Source organism: Streptomyces sp. NPDC051963, assembly GCF_044593495.1.
Lineage (GTDB): Bacteria > Actinomycetota > Actinomycetes > Streptomycetales > Streptomycetaceae > Streptomyces.
This window is the reverse complement of record NZ_JBIUCC010000006.1, coordinates 15,760-32,221: the sequence shown is the minus strand read 5'-3', so window position 1 is coordinate 32,221 and position 16,462 is coordinate 15,760. Positions and strand designations below refer to the sequence as shown.

At 69.8% G+C, this 16,462-nt stretch carries 11 protein-coding genes and 4 pseudogenes; 11 read left to right on the top strand and 4 right to left on the bottom strand.

Features of this window, described 5'->3' with window-relative positions; translation table 11 throughout:
• Positions 1–243: 243 nt before the first annotated feature.
• The 8 genes and pseudogenes from ACIHFB_RS24570 to ACIHFB_RS24535 all read left to right on the top strand — a co-directional run.
• Positions 244–793: pseudogene (locus tag ACIHFB_RS24570) on the top strand (PfkB family carbohydrate kinase); the annotation flags it as partial.
• A 360-nt stretch (positions 794–1,153) separates the two neighbouring features.
• The gene (locus ACIHFB_RS24565) at positions 1,154–2,203 is read left to right on the top strand and encodes a transcriptional regulator (RefSeq protein ID WP_400127904.1); all 1,050 of its coding nucleotides are present in this window, start codon (positions 1,154–1,156) and stop codon (positions 2,201–2,203) included.
• 143 nt (positions 2,204–2,346) lie between these two features.
• Positions 2,347–2,802, top strand: a complete 456-nt coding sequence (locus ACIHFB_RS24560) for a hypothetical protein (protein WP_400127903.1) — start codon at positions 2,347–2,349, stop codon at positions 2,800–2,802.
• Positions 2,803–2,861: 59 nt separating this feature from the next.
• Positions 2,862–3,701, top strand: coding sequence for a transposase family protein (locus ACIHFB_RS24555; RefSeq protein WP_400127902.1), 840 nt, complete (start codon positions 2,862–2,864; stop codon positions 3,699–3,701).
• Positions 3,702–3,820: 119 nt separating this feature from the next.
• Positions 3,821–4,762 (top strand): hypothetical protein, encoded by a 942-nt coding sequence (locus ACIHFB_RS24550; protein ID WP_400128265.1) that lies wholly within the window; start codon positions 3,821–3,823, stop codon positions 4,760–4,762.
• 197 nt (positions 4,763–4,959) lie between these two features.
• Complete coding sequence (locus ACIHFB_RS24545) at positions 4,960–5,163, top strand: hypothetical protein (RefSeq protein ID WP_365287498.1); 204 nt, start codon at positions 4,960–4,962, stop codon at positions 5,161–5,163.
• Positions 5,164–5,239: 76 nt separating this feature from the next.
• A complete protein-coding gene (locus ACIHFB_RS24540; protein ID WP_400127901.1) occupies positions 5,240–5,743 on the top strand; it encodes a hypothetical protein in 504 nt (167 codons plus the stop codon).
• Positions 5,744–5,829: 86 nt separating this feature from the next.
• Positions 5,830–6,607 (top strand): annotated as a pseudogene (locus ACIHFB_RS24535) (IS5 family transposase).
• Between the two features lie 6 nt (positions 6,608–6,613).
• Here the strand turns inward: ACIHFB_RS24535 and ACIHFB_RS24530 are convergent.
• Together ACIHFB_RS24530 and ACIHFB_RS24525 are read right to left on the bottom strand one after the other, a co-directional pair.
• Positions 6,614–7,321: pseudogene (locus ACIHFB_RS24530) on the bottom strand (DUF2625 family protein).
• 114 nt (positions 7,322–7,435) lie between these two features.
• Positions 7,436–7,678: a hypothetical protein gene (locus tag ACIHFB_RS24525; protein ID WP_365287494.1), complete on the bottom strand. Its 243-nt coding sequence runs from the start codon at positions 7,676–7,678 to the stop codon at positions 7,436–7,438.
• Between the two features lie 248 nt (positions 7,679–7,926).
• Here ACIHFB_RS24525 and ACIHFB_RS24520 point away from each other — a divergent pair.
• Positions 7,927–8,289, top strand: a pseudogene (locus ACIHFB_RS24520) (glycosyl hydrolase); the annotation flags it as partial.
• A gap of 129 nt (positions 8,290–8,418) precedes the next feature.
• On the opposite strand, the gene ACIHFB_RS24515 reads toward ACIHFB_RS24520, so the two are convergent.
• Complete coding sequence (locus tag ACIHFB_RS24515; protein ID WP_400127900.1) at positions 8,419–9,129, bottom strand: IclR family transcriptional regulator; 711 nt, start codon at positions 9,127–9,129, stop codon at positions 8,419–8,421.
• A 354-nt stretch (positions 9,130–9,483) separates the two neighbouring features.
• Between ACIHFB_RS24515 and ACIHFB_RS24510 the strand changes: the two genes are divergently transcribed.
• Together ACIHFB_RS24510 and ACIHFB_RS24505 are read left to right on the top strand one after the other, a co-directional pair.
• The gene (locus ACIHFB_RS24510) at positions 9,484–12,456 is read left to right on the top strand and encodes an AfsR/SARP family transcriptional regulator (RefSeq protein WP_400127899.1); all 2,973 of its coding nucleotides are present in this window, start codon (positions 9,484–9,486) and stop codon (positions 12,454–12,456) included.
• A 110-nt stretch (positions 12,457–12,566) separates the two neighbouring features.
• The gene (locus tag ACIHFB_RS24505) at positions 12,567–15,536 is read left to right on the top strand and encodes an ATP-binding protein (protein ID WP_400127898.1); all 2,970 of its coding nucleotides are present in this window, start codon (positions 12,567–12,569) and stop codon (positions 15,534–15,536) included.
• Positions 15,537–15,599: 63 nt separating this feature from the next.
• On the opposite strand, the gene ACIHFB_RS24500 is transcribed toward ACIHFB_RS24505, so the two are convergent.
• Positions 15,600–16,157, bottom strand: coding sequence for a flavoprotein (locus tag ACIHFB_RS24500; protein ID WP_400127897.1), 558 nt, complete (start codon positions 16,155–16,157; stop codon positions 15,600–15,602).
• Between the last annotated feature and the right edge of the window lie 305 nt (positions 16,158–16,462).

The following is a 16,462-nucleotide window of genomic DNA, read 5'->3' as shown; positions in this document are numbered from 1 at the left end:
TTACTTCCTTGTGGCAGGGAAGTTACGTCCGTCTTGAGCGGCATGTCAATACCTGTGCCAGGCCTGCATCAAGCCACCAGCTCGGTGCCCTACCCCGGTACGGACGCGGGACGCCCGCCCCGGCCAGAGCCACGTGAAGGCGGCAGCACACACCCTTCTTGAGAGAGGCAGACAGCGACCACGGCCCGACCCGGGTTCCCCGCGAGCGTCACCGTCCTCGGCGAGTGCGTCGCCGACGCCTTCATCGACCCCGGCCAGTCCGGCCCAGCGAACTCACGCTGCGCGCCCTGCCCGGCGGTGGACCCGCCAACAGTGCCGTCGCGCTCGCCCGGCTCGGCACCCCCACTCGCTTCCTCGCGGACGCTTATCCCACGCCCACGACGTCTTCGGCACCCTCTTCCGCGCCCGCCTCAGCGCTTCACGCGTCGACCTGACCGGAAGCGTGACCGCCGCCTCCCAGCCGAGCACCCTCGCCGTCGCCGACCTCGACGAGTCCGGCCAGGCCACGTACACCTTCTACGCAGACAACGCGGCCGACCTGCAGTGGACCGACGAAGAACTCGCCGCCACCCGGCAGGACGAGGCGGCCTGCCTGCACACCGGCTCCCTGGCACTCATACGCCAACCAGGCGGCAGGCGTATCGAGGACCACCTCGCCAGGGCGCGCGAGCACGTCACGGTGTCCACCGACCCCACCGTCCGGCCCCTGCTGGTACCGCCCTCCGACTCCCGTGAACGACTCCCGCGCCGGTGTGTCCTCGCCGACATCATCCGTCCCAGGGAGGACGACCTTCGATTCGGAGGCGTCGCAGAGTTGCCGGCAGGGAGCCAGCCCGTACTCGGGCGTGCCCCGGTGCGGGTGTGCGATCGGCTCCGCTGCCGGACGTGGCGGCCGGGCCTGGCGCTCAGGTGGGAGCAGGCCCCGCATGACCAGCACGAGTGCAAGAACGCCGACTCATACCAGCCTCGGTGACCTGCGGATTCGAAGTTGTTCGACCTCCGATGAGGCCCTGGGCGCGCTGATCCAGCGGTTGGTCCAGGCGGCGGAGCCCTTGGATGGAAGCCCCGCCGGGCCGTCCCTCCGGAGGCGATGTCCGCCAGCGCGGAGGCAGGCATGCTGGGGTCCTCACTCACACATGACTGTGGAGACCCCATGCCGCTGCGAGTGCACTTCACGACCGAGGACATCGCACGCGTCCGTGTCGCCGCCGCTCCCGACCCCCTCTGGGAGATCACGAACAGCTTCCAGGTCCTGATCACGAACGAGGCGCCCCTGCTGTTCGGCGAGTGGCGGCGTCTCGTGCGGCCCCGCGTGCCCCGGGTCGGCCAGCTACTGGCCGCGCTGCTGCCGCCGCGCGGTTACTCGCCGGACTTCCTCACCCCCGATCTGGGGGGCTGCTTCGACCTGACGGGCGCCGTCGAGGCTGTACTCGGCACCGCTCGGGCCGACCTCAAGAGAGACCTGACCAGGCTCGCCGCCTCCTCTCGCCGATTACGCCCGCTGCAGGCCGAGATCCGCGCCCTGGCCGGCGGCGACTCCGAAGCCCTGCGCCGCCTCGGCTCCTCCCTGCGCGCCTATCACCGGCAGGCCCTGGCCCCGTTCTGGCCACACATCCGCGCCCAAGTCGACGCCGACCGGGCCGTCCGTGCCCGGGCGGTACTGGAGGGCGGCACCGATGGACTGCTGGCCAGCTTCTGTCCCGCACTGCGCTGGCATCCACCTGTTCTGGAGGCCGACTATCCGGTCCACCGCGAACTCCACCTGGCTGGCCGCGGATTACTCCTGCAGCCGTCCTTTTTCTGCCATCGCAGGCCCGTGACACTGGCCGACCCGGATCTGGCACCCATCCTGGTCTACCCGATCCAGCACAGCCTCAGTTGGGCCCGCGAGCCCGGCACACATCCCCGGCCCACGGATCTCGGCGCGCTCATCGGCCACACCCGGGCCGCCATCCTGGAGGACGTCGTCACTGGGCGCACCACAGGCGAACTGGCAGCCCGCTTCGGCGTCACCGCGGCGACCGTCACACACCACACCACCGTCTTGCGCCGGGCCGGTTTCTTGCTGAGCGTGCGCCACGGCAGGCACACTCTGCACACCATCACCTCCGCGGGCCTCACCCTCCTGCACGTCCCGCAGAGCGCAAAGCTGGAGCGGACGGGGCTCCAGCCTTCAACCAGCACTGAAGTTCCGCCATCTTGATTTCGGCTGGTCAGGTCCTCTGGCGTGATGGCGAGTGAGGTTGCTCGGGCTGGTGGTGGGGCAGTGTCCAGCATGTAGATCGTCGGGCAGGGCGTTCATCCGATCCGGTCCGCCGCCTCATTCCCCTCCCTGCGATCTGGCGCATGGTGGATCCCGAGGTGACCGAGCGGATCGCGGAACGCCGCGCGGAGTTGGACGATCTGGAAGAACAGCTGGTCAAGCAGTTGGCCGAGGTGCGGGCCGGGCGGGAGGACCTCGCCGCGACCGAGCGGGTCCTGGCCCGGATGAGCGAGCAGATTGCCGCCGAGCGGGCCGCGACGGCGCCGGCCGTCGCACAGGTGGGCGGGAAGGGAGCGTTGCTGATCCCGCACCGCGCCCCGGATCTCACCGAGACTGCGCTTCCGCCGGAGTACCAGCGCATTCTCGCCGAGGTACGTGATGCGGGCGGGCCGGTCACGGTCCGTCAGATCGGTGAGACGCTCGGGGTGGACACCGGGGTGCGGGGCAAGCTGGAGCCGCTGCGCGGGAAGCTGACCAAACTGGCCGATCGGGGCTGGCTGCGCAAACGTCCCGACGGGCGGTTCACCGTCCGCCCGTGAGGCGGGAGCCGGTACAAGGGGCCGTAACTGCGGTGGCCCCCGGGGCTCGTTGGGAATGTGTGACCAAAACCGAAGAGCACGCCGGGGACACCGTGTCCCTTGTCTACCAGTGCCGTCTGCCGCTGTCCACGAGTACCGTCAACCACCTCGCTGGCCTGCTGCGGCGCCACCTGAAATCGATAGGCTCGCGCTGGCGGTCGCTGCCTCCGGGGAAGATCGCGTTGATTGTCCTGGCCGTGCTCCGCCACGACCAGCGCCTGGCCGACATGGCCGGCGGCAACAACGTCGCCGAGTCCACCGTCCGCCGCTGGCGCGACGAGATGATCCACCTGCTCGCCGCCCGCGCTCTGCGCCTGGACGGGGCCCTGAAGAAGATCGCGAAGCGGGGCGGGGAAGTCGTCCTGGTCGGCGGCACCCTCATCCCCACCCAGCGCCGCACCGGACGCGACAACCGGAAGAACTTCTCCGGCAAGCACCACCGCCACGGCCTGCACTTCCTCGCCCTGACCGACGAGAAGGGACGGCTGATCTGGATCTCCGCCCCCCGGCCCGGCCGAACCCACGACGCCACCGCCGCCCGCCACGACCAGCTCGTCAACCACCTGAAAGCAGCCGGCCTCGGCGCCCTCGCCGACCTGGGCTTCCTCGGCGTGGACAAACCCGACGACCCCGATGACCTGGTCATCGTCACCGGCTTCAAGGCCACCCGCTACTGCAAACTCACCCCCGGGCAGAAGGAGGCGAACCACGTGCTGGCCGCCGGACGGGCCCCAGTCGAGCACGGTTTCGCTCACCTCAAGAACTGGCGCGTGTTGACCAAACTCCGCGCCGATCCCGCCCGCGCCACCCAACTCCTGCGCGCCCTGCTCGTCCTGACGAACCTTGAAGTCAGCCGCTGAGACAACGCCGCATGCAATGCGCGACGTTCGTCCGGAGCGTTCCCCCTCTGGCCAAGGACCCCGGGCACGGCATTGACTTGCCAGAACACGGCACCGGTCAAGCGAAAAGGGGCAAGGGCGTGCGCGCACGGGGCATCAACTACGACACCGGATTCCTGCCTGGGGAAGAACTCTCCCGCAAGGGTTTCGCCCCTGAGACAGTCCGCCACGACATGGCGGTGATCTCCAGGGAGCTCCACTGCGACGCCGTTCGTATCTCCGGGCGAGAGCCCGAACGGCTGAGCATCGCTGCCCGGCATGCCGCTGACACGGGCCTTGAAGTCTGGTTCGCCCCCTTTCCCGTGGACCTCCCTCACGGCCAGTTACTCCCGTTCTTCGCCGACTGCGCCCAACGCGCCGAAGCTGTGCGGGAGGCCGGCGCCGACGTGGTGTTCGTCGCCGGCTGCGAGATCAGCGCGTTCTGCGGGGGCTTCATCCCGGGCGACACCTACGGCGAACGCCTGCAGGCCATGGCCGGCGCCGACATGGAGTGGTGGTCCTCCCTCGGACCGGTGCAAGAACGCCTCAATGACTTCCTCTCCGAAGCCGCCGCGACCGCCCGCACGCACTTCGGCGGGCGGGTCACCTACGCCTCGGCGCCCTGGGAGTTCGTCGACTGGCATCCGTTCGACTTCGTCGGCATCGATGCCTACCGGGCTGCCTACAACGCCGACAGCTTCCGGGACGAACTGCGCGGCCACCTCGCCCACGGAAAGCCCGTCGCGGTAACCGAGTACGGAACCTGCGCCTACCAGGGCGCGGGCGAACGTGGCGGCATGGCCTGGCAAGTGCCGCACGGCGCGGTGCCGGACGAAGACGAACAGGCACGCTACTTCACCGAGCTGCTGGACATCTTCGAAGAGGAAGGCGTGGACACCGCGCTCTGGTTTACCTTCGCCGGCTACAGCAGGCCCAGGCAGCACGACCTTGGCTCGTACGGCGTCGTCCGGGTGCTCGACGAGGCCCGCTGGGAACCGAAGAAGATATTCCACACGATGGCCGCCAGACACCAACACGGCTGAAGCGTCACGGCCTCCGTTCAGAAAGGGCTATCGGCGTCAGCCGTAACTGGACACCGAGCGTCACAGAAGGATGGTTCTGGCGCAGCCCGGCAGACGATCTTCTCAGCAGACTGCCGCCCGCGACCAGCACGAGCATCCCGAAAGATCGTCACACCAGCCCTTTGACCTGAGACTCCAAGTTGGCGGAGGCTCACTGTTTGAGCACCGTCGAAACGTGTGGCGGTGACGTGGCTACCGACGACAGCATGGGCCACGAGACCGAAGACAGGATCCAGAGGAAGCCGCGAGCGACACTGGAGCATCACTATCAGCGCGAGTGCCGGAAAGTCACGCCGGCCACGACCGCGATAGTGGCGGGCGCTCACTTCTCGGCTGCACGCAAGCTGATCCGCGCCTTCTGAATCAAGATGACTTGGTCTGCCAGGAGCATGAACGACTCGTCAACGACCATGTGCAAGGGGAAGAGTAGGAAGGTCGATGGGCATGGGAATCATGGCAAACACGCCGCGTGTCTCGCGGAAGGGGATGCTGGCTATCGTCGCTGTGTTCGGCATCCTGCTCTCGGTATTCTCGATGACCGCTCCGACGGTGCGGGCAACGGAAGCGAAAAGCGCGGGGCATGCGGCTGACGTCGGAGCAATGGCCTGGTCCCCGGGGGTGAGCCCGTTATATACCGCGAAAGAGTCTGCATTACCACATTTGACCACGGATGAACGAAACCGAATCATCAACAACTGTCAGACCGGGTTCCTATGCGTTGCTGCCGGTGAGGGTAACGGTCTGCACACCGTATTCAAGCTCTACTACTGCGGCGAACGTACCCTCTCCAACTTCCTGGGATATGGCGCCATCGTCAACAATCAGCCCGGAGTCAGTCAGGTCGGCTTGGCCGGTCAGGATAAGAAGTACACATACTGTGATGTAGACATTCGTGGGATGCGCGTCTATTGGGACCCAATTTGGTACCTTGACCCGTGCTGACGTGTAACGAGGATGCCCCTTGAGGCTCTGCGTTAGAGGTCGTCTCAACTGGCTTGATCATTAGGCTGGCTATCGTGATTGCGTGGGTGGGACGTCTGGTTCCGGACGGGCTGTGGGAGTTGTTTCAGCGGCTGCTCCGGTGTGTCCGCAGGGTGGTCGACGGCGGTACGGCGATCGCGAAGTGCTCGCGGCGATCCTGTTCGTGGCCGCGACGGGCTGTACCTGGCGGCAACTGCCTCCGGTCTTCGGTCCGTCCGGGCCGACCGCGCACCGCCGGTTCACCGAGTGGAGCCGGGCCAGGGTGTGGGGCAAGCTCCACCGCCTGGTCCTGGACGAACTCGGCGCCCGCGGGGAGTTGGACTGGTCGCGGTGAGCGATCGACTCGGTGAACATGCTGGCCCTCAAAGGAGGGACCTGACAGGTCCGAATCCCGTAGATCGCGGCAAGAAGGGATCAAAGATCCACTTGACCACCGAGCGGTCCGGCCTACCCCTCTCGATCGGGATCTCCGCCGCGAACACTCACGACAGCCAGGGAATCGAACCCCTCGTGCGCGGCATCCCGCCCATCCGCTCACGCCGTGGACCGCGTCGACGACGACCCGCCAAACTCCATGGCGACGAGGGATACGGCTACAACCACGTGCGGCAGTGGCTGCGCTCACGGAACATCGGCCCGCGCATCGCCCGCAAAGGCATCGAGCCCTCTCAGCGCTTGGGCCGCCATCGGACGGTGGAGAGGACGGTGGCCTGGCTTGCCGACTGCCGCCGTCTGCACCGGCGCTACGAGCGCAAGGCCGAACACTTCCTCGCCTTCGCCGGCATCGCCGCCGCCCTCATCTGCTACCGGCGTCTGGGTGGGTGAACCAGTTCATGCAACTCCGAGAAACCCCGGATCGGCCCCGTCGAACTGAAGGCATGAGTTGCGGCTCAGGCTCAGGAGTTCCGCCATGGGCACCGCACGACGGCTGGCCGCCGGCAGATCCTGACGGGCTTCGGTGGACCACAACTGCGGGAAGAACGACAGCCCCTGCCGGCCATTGAGCACAGCGACTTCGTCGCGCCAGCCGTCCCACCGCAGGCCCTCTTAGAACTTCTGGAGCCCTCCGGAGAGAATCCAGGACAGCCATGCCGAGTGGCCGGCGCCCAGGGCCTGCCAGCCAAGGGCGTCGGGTGCGAAGTAGAGGATTTCACCCGGCTCTCCGGGCCGACCAGCCTGGCGGGGGTTGCCCCCGTTGAGGGTGAAAACCCCGCCCAGCACGTCGTGCGCGACCACGAGTCCTGCACCCGACGGCCATGCGGGATCGAACGTCGCGGGCATCGCGTTGATCTCGGCCAGGCCGGGCAATCCTTCTGCGCCGACACCACTGGGGCTTCCGAAGATCCGCAGCCATCCGCTGTCCACGAGCGTGCCGCCGCACTTCAATACGATGCCACCCAAATGTGATCGGGCGGAGACCTGGAGTTGCAGCAGCGAGGCGCGGCCCGTCTCGGGATCGCCGGGCAGCACCTCAACTGGTACGCCGGTGCCGGACAGCTCCTGAAGGAAGGGCGGCCAGGCTGGATCGTCAACGTTGATCAGCTCATTGACCTCGCGCGTCCCCGCAGCGTCGCACCAGCACCCATTGGCTCAGCCCGCAGGGTCGCCCGCGCCTCGATCCACCAATCGAGATGACCTCTTACTACCTGCCAGTCAACGTCCGATGTGGTATCGGCTTTGAGAGACAACGGCCTGGCGGAGCTTGGCGGTGAATTCAGGTGTGCGGGCGATGCGGTCGACACCGCCGGCTTTGCTCTGACGCAGGGCGCTCTTGATGTTCTGCTCCAGCGTGCCCGTCATACGGGACATGAGGTCGTCGCTGAGGTGGTCGAGGTCAATGTTGAGCAAGTCCGAGGGGGTGGGCTGCCTCAGCTTGGTCAGGGTGTGGGCGGACATAGCTGCCAGGGGGTAGAGCCGGTTCTCCAGGGTTTCTCCGAGCAGCGGGCGGTCTTCGGCGTACTGAGTGAGGAAGGTCCGTAGACGGGTGTGGACGTCGAGGCGGAGGCGGTAGATGTCCAGGTCGTGGCGGGGGAGAAGATCTGGGTGTAGTGCTGGTCGTCCAGGAGCAGTGCGTCCGAGTGGCGCAGGGCGGGCTATGGTTCGCGCTGGACGAACGCGGTGAACTCCCGGGCCAGTCGGGTCATGCGGAGCTGCACCGGGCGACCGGTGACTCCGCCCTGCTCACCACCGGCTGCCAGATCGCGGACGCCTCGACCTCGTCCACCTACCTCAACTCGGGCGGGATCCTGCGTGAGCCGTGCGAGACGGGTGGGTGCGGCGGCGACGGACCGTCCTTCAAGGGCGCGTACGTCCGCGGGTTGAGTGCCTTCAACGTCGGACTGTCCGACCGCCCCTACACGTCGTACATCCGGCGGCAGGCCGACGCAGCCTACGCCAACGATCGCAACGCACTTGACGCGTACGGGCTGCACTGGGCCGGCCCTCTGGACTCCACCGACGCCGCCCGCCAGCAGGGCGCCCTCGACCTGATGAACGCGGCGAACTGATACACGCCCACGAAGACACACCCGCGAACGCGGCCGCCGCCCCCGGGAGGGGAGGGGACGGCGGCCGCTGTCGGATCAGTGAGATCCGCTCGATCGGAGAGGTCAGCGAGATCAGTGAGCCCTGCTTGATCAGAGGGCCCCGCCACGCAGCCTCGCGCTGATGGTCCTTCCGGCTCGCTGGACGACATCGGCGAGGCGGTCCAGTCGGTGCGCGGGATCGGTCACGACGCACAACGCCGCCACCGGGGAACCGCCGGAAGCGGTCAACGGCACGGCCACGCAGCACACGCCCGCCACCAACTCCTCCCGGTCGAAAGCGACACCCCGGTCCCGGATCGCCTCCGCCTCCCGCTGCCAGGTGGCGGGAAGCGGCCCGAGCGGCAGCCGCGGATGTGCGCCGGCCACCAGCACCTTGCCCGCCGCGGTGTTCCACGGCCACGTCACCTCGTCACGCAGCCGATCGCGTGTGTCATCCGGCGCGGACGGCGCCCAGTCCACGACCAGTGTCTGGCCCTCCCACAGCGCGCTGACACCGACCATGGCACCCGTGACCTGTGCCAGACGGCGGGCCGGTTCCCGTGCGGCCGGCCGGAGTCCGGGGTGGGGCTCCCATCGCTGACCGAGCGAGAACATCCTCGGCCCCACCCGGTATCCGCCGTCGATGCGTTCCACCGCCCCCAGGTCCACCAGTTGTTCCAGTAGCCGGTAGGCGGTGGTTTTGGGCAGCCCGCAATCGGCTGCCAGCCTGGTCAAACCCGCGACTTGGGCGTGCTCCACCGCCGCCAGCAGTCCGAAGGCGCCTTCCAGTACGCTCCGTCCGCCGGTGTCCGCAGAGGGCACGTCGACCGGCGCGGGCGGTCGGCCCCACCGCCTTACCGAACGCCCTTGCGTATCCCTCGTATCCCTCGTATCTCTTGTGTCCCTTGTGCTCTCCGCGTCCCTTGTCGCCGTGCTCTGCGTCTCGTTCACGCCCATCGCCCCGTCACTTCCCCCGCTTGCGGCACTCGATGTCCTGGCGCCACAGCCGTCGCGAAATCGCCGCGTGCATATGCACTTTCGACCGCTGCATCAGCGTGGACTGCGAGCGTGGGGCGGAACGTTGTCGATAGCTTGTCGCTCAGCACTAGGACAGAGCACTAGGACAGTCCAAGCGGATGCGCAACGCTGAACGGCGATCTGCACGGGGGTGCGGACATGGTGGTGCATTTACGACTGCTGGGCCCGGTGGAATTCGCGGAACGCGGTCGGGCGAGAGAGGTGGGACCGCCGCAGCGCCGGGCCGTGCTGGCCGCGCTGGCCGTGGACACGGCTCTGCCGGTGGCGGCCGACGTGCTGATCCAACGCGTCTGGGGCACCGATTCCCCGGACGGGGCACGCCGCGCGCTGCACGCACACATCACCCGGATCCGAAGGCTGTGCGAGACCACCGGCGACGCGGACAACGTGCGGTTTCGTCTGGTGCGCCGCTCGGGCGGATACCTCCTCGACGCGGACCCGGACCGGGTGGACATCCTCCGTTTCCGACATCTGGTGAACCAGGCACGAGAAGCGGGCCCGAGCGACAAGGAGCGGATGTCGTTGCTGAGCGAGGCTCTCGGGCTCTGGCGCGGGGAGCCTCTGGCCGGGCTGAGCGGCCAGTGGGCGGCCCGCGTGCGCGAGGCCTGGCGACGGCAGCACGTGGACGCCGCTGTGGAGTGGGCGCAGTTGGAGTTGCGCGCCGGTGGCACCGTCACCGTGATAGGGCTGCTCAGCGACTTGCTCGGCGAGTACCCCATGGCGGAACCGCTCACCGAGGTGCTGATGCGTGCGCTGCACGCCGCCGATCGGGACGCGGAGGCGCTCGGCTGCTACGCCGCGCTGCGGCAGCGCCTGGCAGAAGAGCTCGGCTCCGACCCCGGGCCCGGCCTCCAGGGCGTACACCAGGCCATCCTGCGGGGGACCCTGCCCCAGCACGGCCCCTGGCCGACGCACCACGGGACGGACGAACCTGCCGCCATGGCCTCGATACCGACCACCGCCTCGACACCCGCCCCCGCGGCGGCATCCGACTCCCCGGCCCACGGGGAGTACCTCTCCGGGCCGGCGGCAGCCCCGTGGCGGGGTGGGGTGCCCGCGCAACTGCCCATGGGTGTACGCGGTTTCACCGGACGGCAGGAGGAGCTCGCCTACCTCGACAAAGTGCTCGCCTCGGCGGCCGACCAGCCGTCCGCCGTCGTGATCTCCGCGGTGTCCGGCACCGCGGGCGTGGGCAAGACGGCACTGGCCGTGCACTGGGCGCGCACGGCACAAGGGGCCTTCCCCGACGGGCAGTTGTACGTCAACCTGCGGGGATTCGCTCCCGGGGGCCCGGCCATGAGCCCGGCGGAAGCCGTGCGGGGCTTTCTCGACGCCCTGGGTGTGGAGCCCAGCCGCATCCCCGCCCGGCTGGACGCGCAGGCGGGCCTGTACCGCAGTCTGCTGACCGGACGGCGGATGCTGGTGGTGCTGGACAACGCTCGTGACGCCGAGCAGGTCAGGCCGCTCCTGCCCGGTGCGCCCGGCTGCATGGCGCTGGCGACCAGCCGACGACAACTGACCGGACTGGCCGCGGCCGAGGGCGCCCACCTCCTCACGCTCGGGCTGCTCTCGCGCGCAGAGGCCCTGGACCTGCTGACCATCCGGCTGGGACCGCACCGGACCGCGGCCGATCCCGCAGCCATCAGGGAGATCATCGACCGCTGCGCCGGGCTGCCCCTCGCCCTGGCCATCGTGGCCGCCCGCGCCGCCGCGCAGCCCGGTCTGCCGCTCGCCCGGCTCGCCCAGGAACTACGCCTCGCCGAGAGCCGGTTGGACGCGCTCGACGGAGGAGACCCGGCCAGCCGGATACGTGCCGTGTTCTCCTGGTCGTACCGAGCGCTGCACCCCGAGAGCGCCACCCTGTTCCGGCTTCTGGGCCTGCACCCCGGACCGGACATCGGACTGCCGGCGGCTGCCGCTCTGGCCGGAGTTCCGGTGGCAGAGATCCGTGCTCCGCTCACCGAGCTCGTGCGCGGACACCTGCTCGCGGAGCCCGCTGCGGGCCGGTACTCCTTCCACGACCTGCTGCGCGCCTACGCCGCCGACCTGGTCGCCACGCACGACGACGACGCCGTCGGCCGCGCTGCGACCCGCAGGATGCTGGACCACTACCTGCACACCGCCCACCGGGCCGACGTACTGCTGACTCCCCAGCCCCATCCGGAGCCGCTGCCTGCGGCCGACCAGGGCTCCGCGCCCACGGAGCTGTCGGACCATCAGCAGGCCCAGACCTGGTTCACGGCCGAGTATCCGGTGCTGCTCGCCGCCGTGCGGAAGGCGTCGTCCGCCGGATTCGACACCCACACCTGCCGGCTCGCCTCGGCGCTCACCACGTTCCTCGACCGGCACGGACACTGGCGGGCGCTGGCCGCCGTACAGGCAACCGCCCTGGAGGCCGCGCGACGCCAGGAGGACACGGCGGGCCAGGCCGAGGCCCACCGTGGCCTCGGCCTGGCCCAGGACCGTATGAACCGGCGTGATGAGGCACACACCCATTACCTGCTCGCGCTACGGCTGTTCGACGCACTCGGAAACCATCCCGGACAGGCCCGCACCCATCAGCACCTCGCGCGGATGACCGCCGCTCAGCAGCTTCACCAGCAGGCCCTCGACCACGCGCACCACAGCCTGACGCACTACCGGGCCGCCGGAGACAGGGCGGGGCAGTCGGCCGCGCTCAACCACGTCGGATGGCTGCACGCGCAACTCGGCGCCCAGGGACAGGCCCTGGTGCACTGCCGGCAGTCACTCGCGCTGGCGCAGGAAACCGGCGACCTCAACGGGCAGGCCCACACCTGGGACAGCCTCGGCTACATTCACCACGGCCTCGGCGGGAATGCCGTAGCCGTCGACTGCTACCGGCAGGCCATCGAACTCTTCCGGCGGACGGGCGACCTGCACAGCGAAGCCGCGGGCCTCGTCTGCCTCGGCGACATCCACCGCGCCACCGGCCGCCACGACGCCGCGCACAGCGCCTGGAGCCGCGCCTTGGCCATCGCCGACGAACTCGGTCTCCCCGAAACGGATCCGCAGCGGGCCGGCCTGCTCCACCGGCTCCGCGGCCCCCAGGTCCGCGCCACGCCCCGGTCCGCTCAACGGAACCGGCCGTGACACGGCAGGTTCCCCGGAACCACGCTGCCTACCGGCAATTCATCGCACATCGGTTCATAAACCATCAGGACTCGCACGACACGACTTCAGAAACACACGGGGGTGTGTGCATGCAGATCGTGGACAACGTTGGCTTCGCCGAACTCGTGGGCCGTGACCTGGAACGTCGCGTACTGGAAGAGGCGCTGGAGGAGGCCCGTCACGGGCGCGGACACACGGTTCTCATCACCGGCGAGGACGGCATCGGGAAGTCCCGACTGGCCCTGGAAGCGGCCCGGTCCGGGCGCCACCACGGCATGCGGGTGCTGGAGGGGCGGGCGAGCCCGGTCGGCCCGACGGTGGCGCTGCGGCCCCTGGCCGAAGCGCTGGCGTGTCTCTTCCGCGAGGGACAGGGGCCTGACAGGAAGGTCCTCGGCTCCTACCGCGCCGTCCTGGGCGGCCTCGTACCCGAGTACGGGCCCGCCTCCGAGCGTGAACTCCCGCCCGCCGATGGGCCCGACGACGCCGAGCCGGACGCGTCCCCGGTCCTGCTGGCCGAGTCCGTCCTGCGTCTGGTCGCGGCCGCCGGGGAGGGCCGGGGCAGCCTGCTCGTGCTCGAAGACCTCCACGACGCCGATGTCGGCACGCTGGCAGTGGTGGAGTACCTGGCGGACAACCTCTCCCGCCAGGGCATCGTCCTCCTCGTCACGTTCCGGTCCGGTCCGGGCGTCCCCTGTGACCTGGCCCGCGCCCTGACCCGGCGGCGCAGCGGCACGCTCCTGGCGCTGCGCCGGCTCAACCGCGCCGACGTGGAACGGCTCGCCGCTGCCCATCCGGACACGGGCGTCACGGCCCTGCCCGCCGAAGCTCTCGACCAGCTGTACCGCGACAGCGGCGGCAACCCGTTCATCGCCGAGGAACTGCTGCGCACCATGGTCGCCACCGGCCACCCGGCGAACGGTCCCCGGGGGCATCGGCCGGTACCGGGTACCGGTCCCGGGATCCCGCTCGCCGTCGAGCACAGCATCGTCCAGCGCGTCGGCCGACTCGGGCCCCAAGCGCACCGGCTGCTGTCGGCCGCGGGCGTGATCGGCGAGCGGTTCCCCGTCTCGGTGCTCCGGCACGCTCTCCGTATGACGGAGACCGAGATATTCGGGTATCTGCGATCGGCCGTCGCGGCCGACCTGCTCACCGCCGACGGACCGACCTCCGACTGGTACGCGTTCCGTGGCCCGATGACCGTCGCGGCCCTGCTGAGCCGGCTCACCCCGGCGGACCGGGTCGCCCTGGCCGGGCAGGCCGCCGAGGCGGTGGGTGAACTGCAACCCGGACTGCCGGGCGAGTGGTGCCTGTTCGGCGCCGCCCTCAAACGCTCCGCCGACGACCGGCCGGGCGCCGCGCGGTTGTTCGCCGAGGCCGGTCGGCGGGCGCTCACGGCGGGCCGTGCCGAAGCCGCGGTCGGCCCGCTGACCCAGGCATGGGAACTCCTGGACGGCTGTGACGACACCCGGTTGAGGGCCGACGTCCTGGCCGAGCTGATGTCGGCGCTGGCGGCCAGCGGCCGGACCGAGCGCGGCCTTGGGCTCGCCGCCGCCCTGGACGAGCTGGGCGGCCCCGCCGTGGACTCCGAACGCGTGGCGACCCTGCACACCCGGCTGGCCTGGCTGTACCACGCCGACGGGCAGCGGGCCGAGGGGCTGGCCCATGTCGAGGCCGCGCTCACCGTGTTGGGCCCCGACGCGGAGGACCGGCAGACCGCTCAGGTCGAGGCCGTATGGGCACGGCTGATCGTGGACTCACCGGAGCGGGCGAAGCAGCTCGCCACCCAGGCCGTCGGCAAGGCCGAGAGGGCGGGCCTGCCGGCGCTCGCCTGCCTGGCATGGCAGGTACGCGGTCTCGTCGCCCAACAGCGGGGCTCGCGCGAAGCGGCCCTCTGCTTCGACCGCATGCAGGCCGTGGCCGACGGACACGACCTGCCCCTGTGGCGGATGCGCGCGATGTTCCACCGCGCAGGTCAGCAGTGGCTGGTCTCCGGAGACCGGGCCGCACTCGTACGGGTACGTCGGCACGCCGGCCACTTGGGCGCGACGGCGTTGTGTACCGGCGTCGACCTGCTGCTGTCCCTGGACCACGTTCTGCGCGGCGAGTACACGACGGCCGACACCCTGACCGAGGCCGAGGAGGGGAGCGCCCTTCTCTCCGGCAGCGACGCGCGGTTCCTGTCGGCGGTCCGCGCCATCAGCGCCGCCCACCAGGGACGGCGCAACGCGCGGGAACTCGTGCAGGTCGGGGGAGCGGCCGTCGGGGGAGCGGCCGAGCCGTCACCGTGGACGCCGCTCGCCCGGGGGCTGGGCGAGGCGGTGTGCGCGCTGTTGGCGGAGGACCGTGACCGGGCGCGCCTGGACCTGGCCGATGCGGCGGCCGAGGAGGTCGCATTGCCGGCGCCCTATCCGCTGGCCGGACAGTACGGGCTGGCCCTGCTGCTGGATGTGCTGGCGGAAGACGCCGACTGGACGCGCTACCACGAAGTGGCAGCCGCCGAGGCGAGTCAACTGCGGTGGAACCAGCACTTCTTGCTGCTGGCGAAGGCCGTCCTGCTGGGCCGTGACGGGCGGGGCGCGGAGGCTGCCGCGGCCAGGGAGGAGGCCGCGGCGCTCGGAGAGCCGTATGCGATGGCCGCACATCTTGGTCTGCGGCTGGTCGCCGAGGCAGCCTGTGCCGACCACTGGGGCGAACCGGTGCGGTGGCTGCGCAGGGCCGAGGAGTACTTCCACCAGACAGGGTTTCCGGTGGTCGCGCGGGTCTGCCGCACACTGCTGCGGCGCACCGGCGTGGTGGTGCCGCATCGCGTGGCCGCCGGCCGGGTGCCGCAGCGGCTCCGGTTTCTCGGCGTGACGGAACGGGAGTACGAGGTGCTCCTCCTGATGACGGATCGGCCGGACAACCGCAGTCTGGCCGCCCGCCTGTTCATCTCCCCGCGTACGGTCGAGAAGCACGTCGCGAGCCTGATCCTCAAGACCGACCAGCCCAACCGGGCGGCGCTCAACGCGTACGCGGCCCAAATGCACCGGGACGACCGGGTACACCGGGACGACCGGTAGACGTCGGGACGAGCCGTAGACGCCGTGGGCGGCCTTCCGAGTCGAAGGCCGCCCACGGGTGTCTCAGTCGCCCGGCACAAGGTTCTTCTCCAGCCACGTGACGACGGTCTCCACCACCTCCTCGGGCGGCGGCATCGTGATTCCCTGCGCGTTCTCGCGCCGCCAGAGCTCGTAGACCACCTGTTCCTGTGGATCGACCACGGTGTGGCCGTCGGCGCGAAGCGTGGCGACGTGGCGCCTGGTGGGTTCCTTGACCCACATGGAGCGGTTCATGTTGGGGAAGAAGATCGCCGGTCGGTCCGCGGCCAGCAGGACCGTCTGCGCCGGAGTGGCGGCCAGGCCGAGCGCGGCGGCGGCGAGCGTATTGGCGGTGGCGGGAAGTACGACCACCGCCGCGGACCGCTTCGCGAACTCGGTGGGATTGAGTGCCGGGTCGTCGCTGGTGTAGGCCTCGTCGGCATGCCAGGCGGCGACCTGTGGCTGGATGAACCGCGTGGCGCTGCCGGTGAGCAGCACCCGCAGGTCCAGGTCGATCTCCTGGCGCAACCACATGAGGTAGACGGGGAGTTGGCTCGCCGCGCTGGATCCGCAGGCGATCACTGACAGGGCGTCATCTCGCATGCGATCACCCTGCCCCCGTCGGGTCCCGTCCGCATGGGGGTCGCGCCCCCAGATGCGGTCGCCGCCCGCCGCAGGAATATGGGGGCATTCCCCCCATGTCGTACGACGGCGCCGCTGGCAGTGTCGTTGTCGTTCACCGGGCCGCGCTTCCGGCGGCCTCTCCGTGACAGCAGCGATCAGCACAGGGAGGTGAATCACATGAAGAAGATCTCGGTCCGCAAGCCCGGGTCCATCAAGCTCACGTCTTCGGCGTCGCTCTACAGCCCCGACGGGTGCTGACGTAGCCGGTCCGTACCCGTACTCGC

Excerpts from the sequence above, each read along its gene's own strand:
- ACIHFB_RS24565 (WP_400127904.1), top strand. The coding sequence starts at position 1,154 with ATGCCGCTGCGAGTGCACTTCACGACCGAGGACATCGCACGCGTCCGT.
- ACIHFB_RS24560 (WP_400127903.1), top strand. The coding sequence starts at position 2,347 with ATGGTGGATCCCGAGGTGACCGAGCGGATCGCGGAACGCCGCGCGGAG.
- ACIHFB_RS24540 (WP_400127901.1), top strand. The coding sequence starts at position 5,240 with ATGGGCATGGGAATCATGGCAAACACGCCGCGTGTCTCGCGGAAGGGG.
- ACIHFB_RS24525 (WP_365287494.1), bottom strand. The coding sequence starts at position 7,678 with ATGTCCGCCCACACCCTGACCAAGCTGAGGCAGCCCACCCCCTCGGAC.
- ACIHFB_RS24510 (WP_400127899.1), top strand. The coding sequence starts at position 9,484 with ATGGTGGTGCATTTACGACTGCTGGGCCCGGTGGAATTCGCGGAACGC.
- ACIHFB_RS24505 (WP_400127898.1), top strand. The coding sequence starts at position 12,567 with ATGCAGATCGTGGACAACGTTGGCTTCGCCGAACTCGTGGGCCGTGAC.
- ACIHFB_RS24500 (WP_400127897.1), bottom strand. The coding sequence starts at position 16,157 with ATGCGAGATGACGCCCTGTCAGTGATCGCCTGCGGATCCAGCGCGGCG.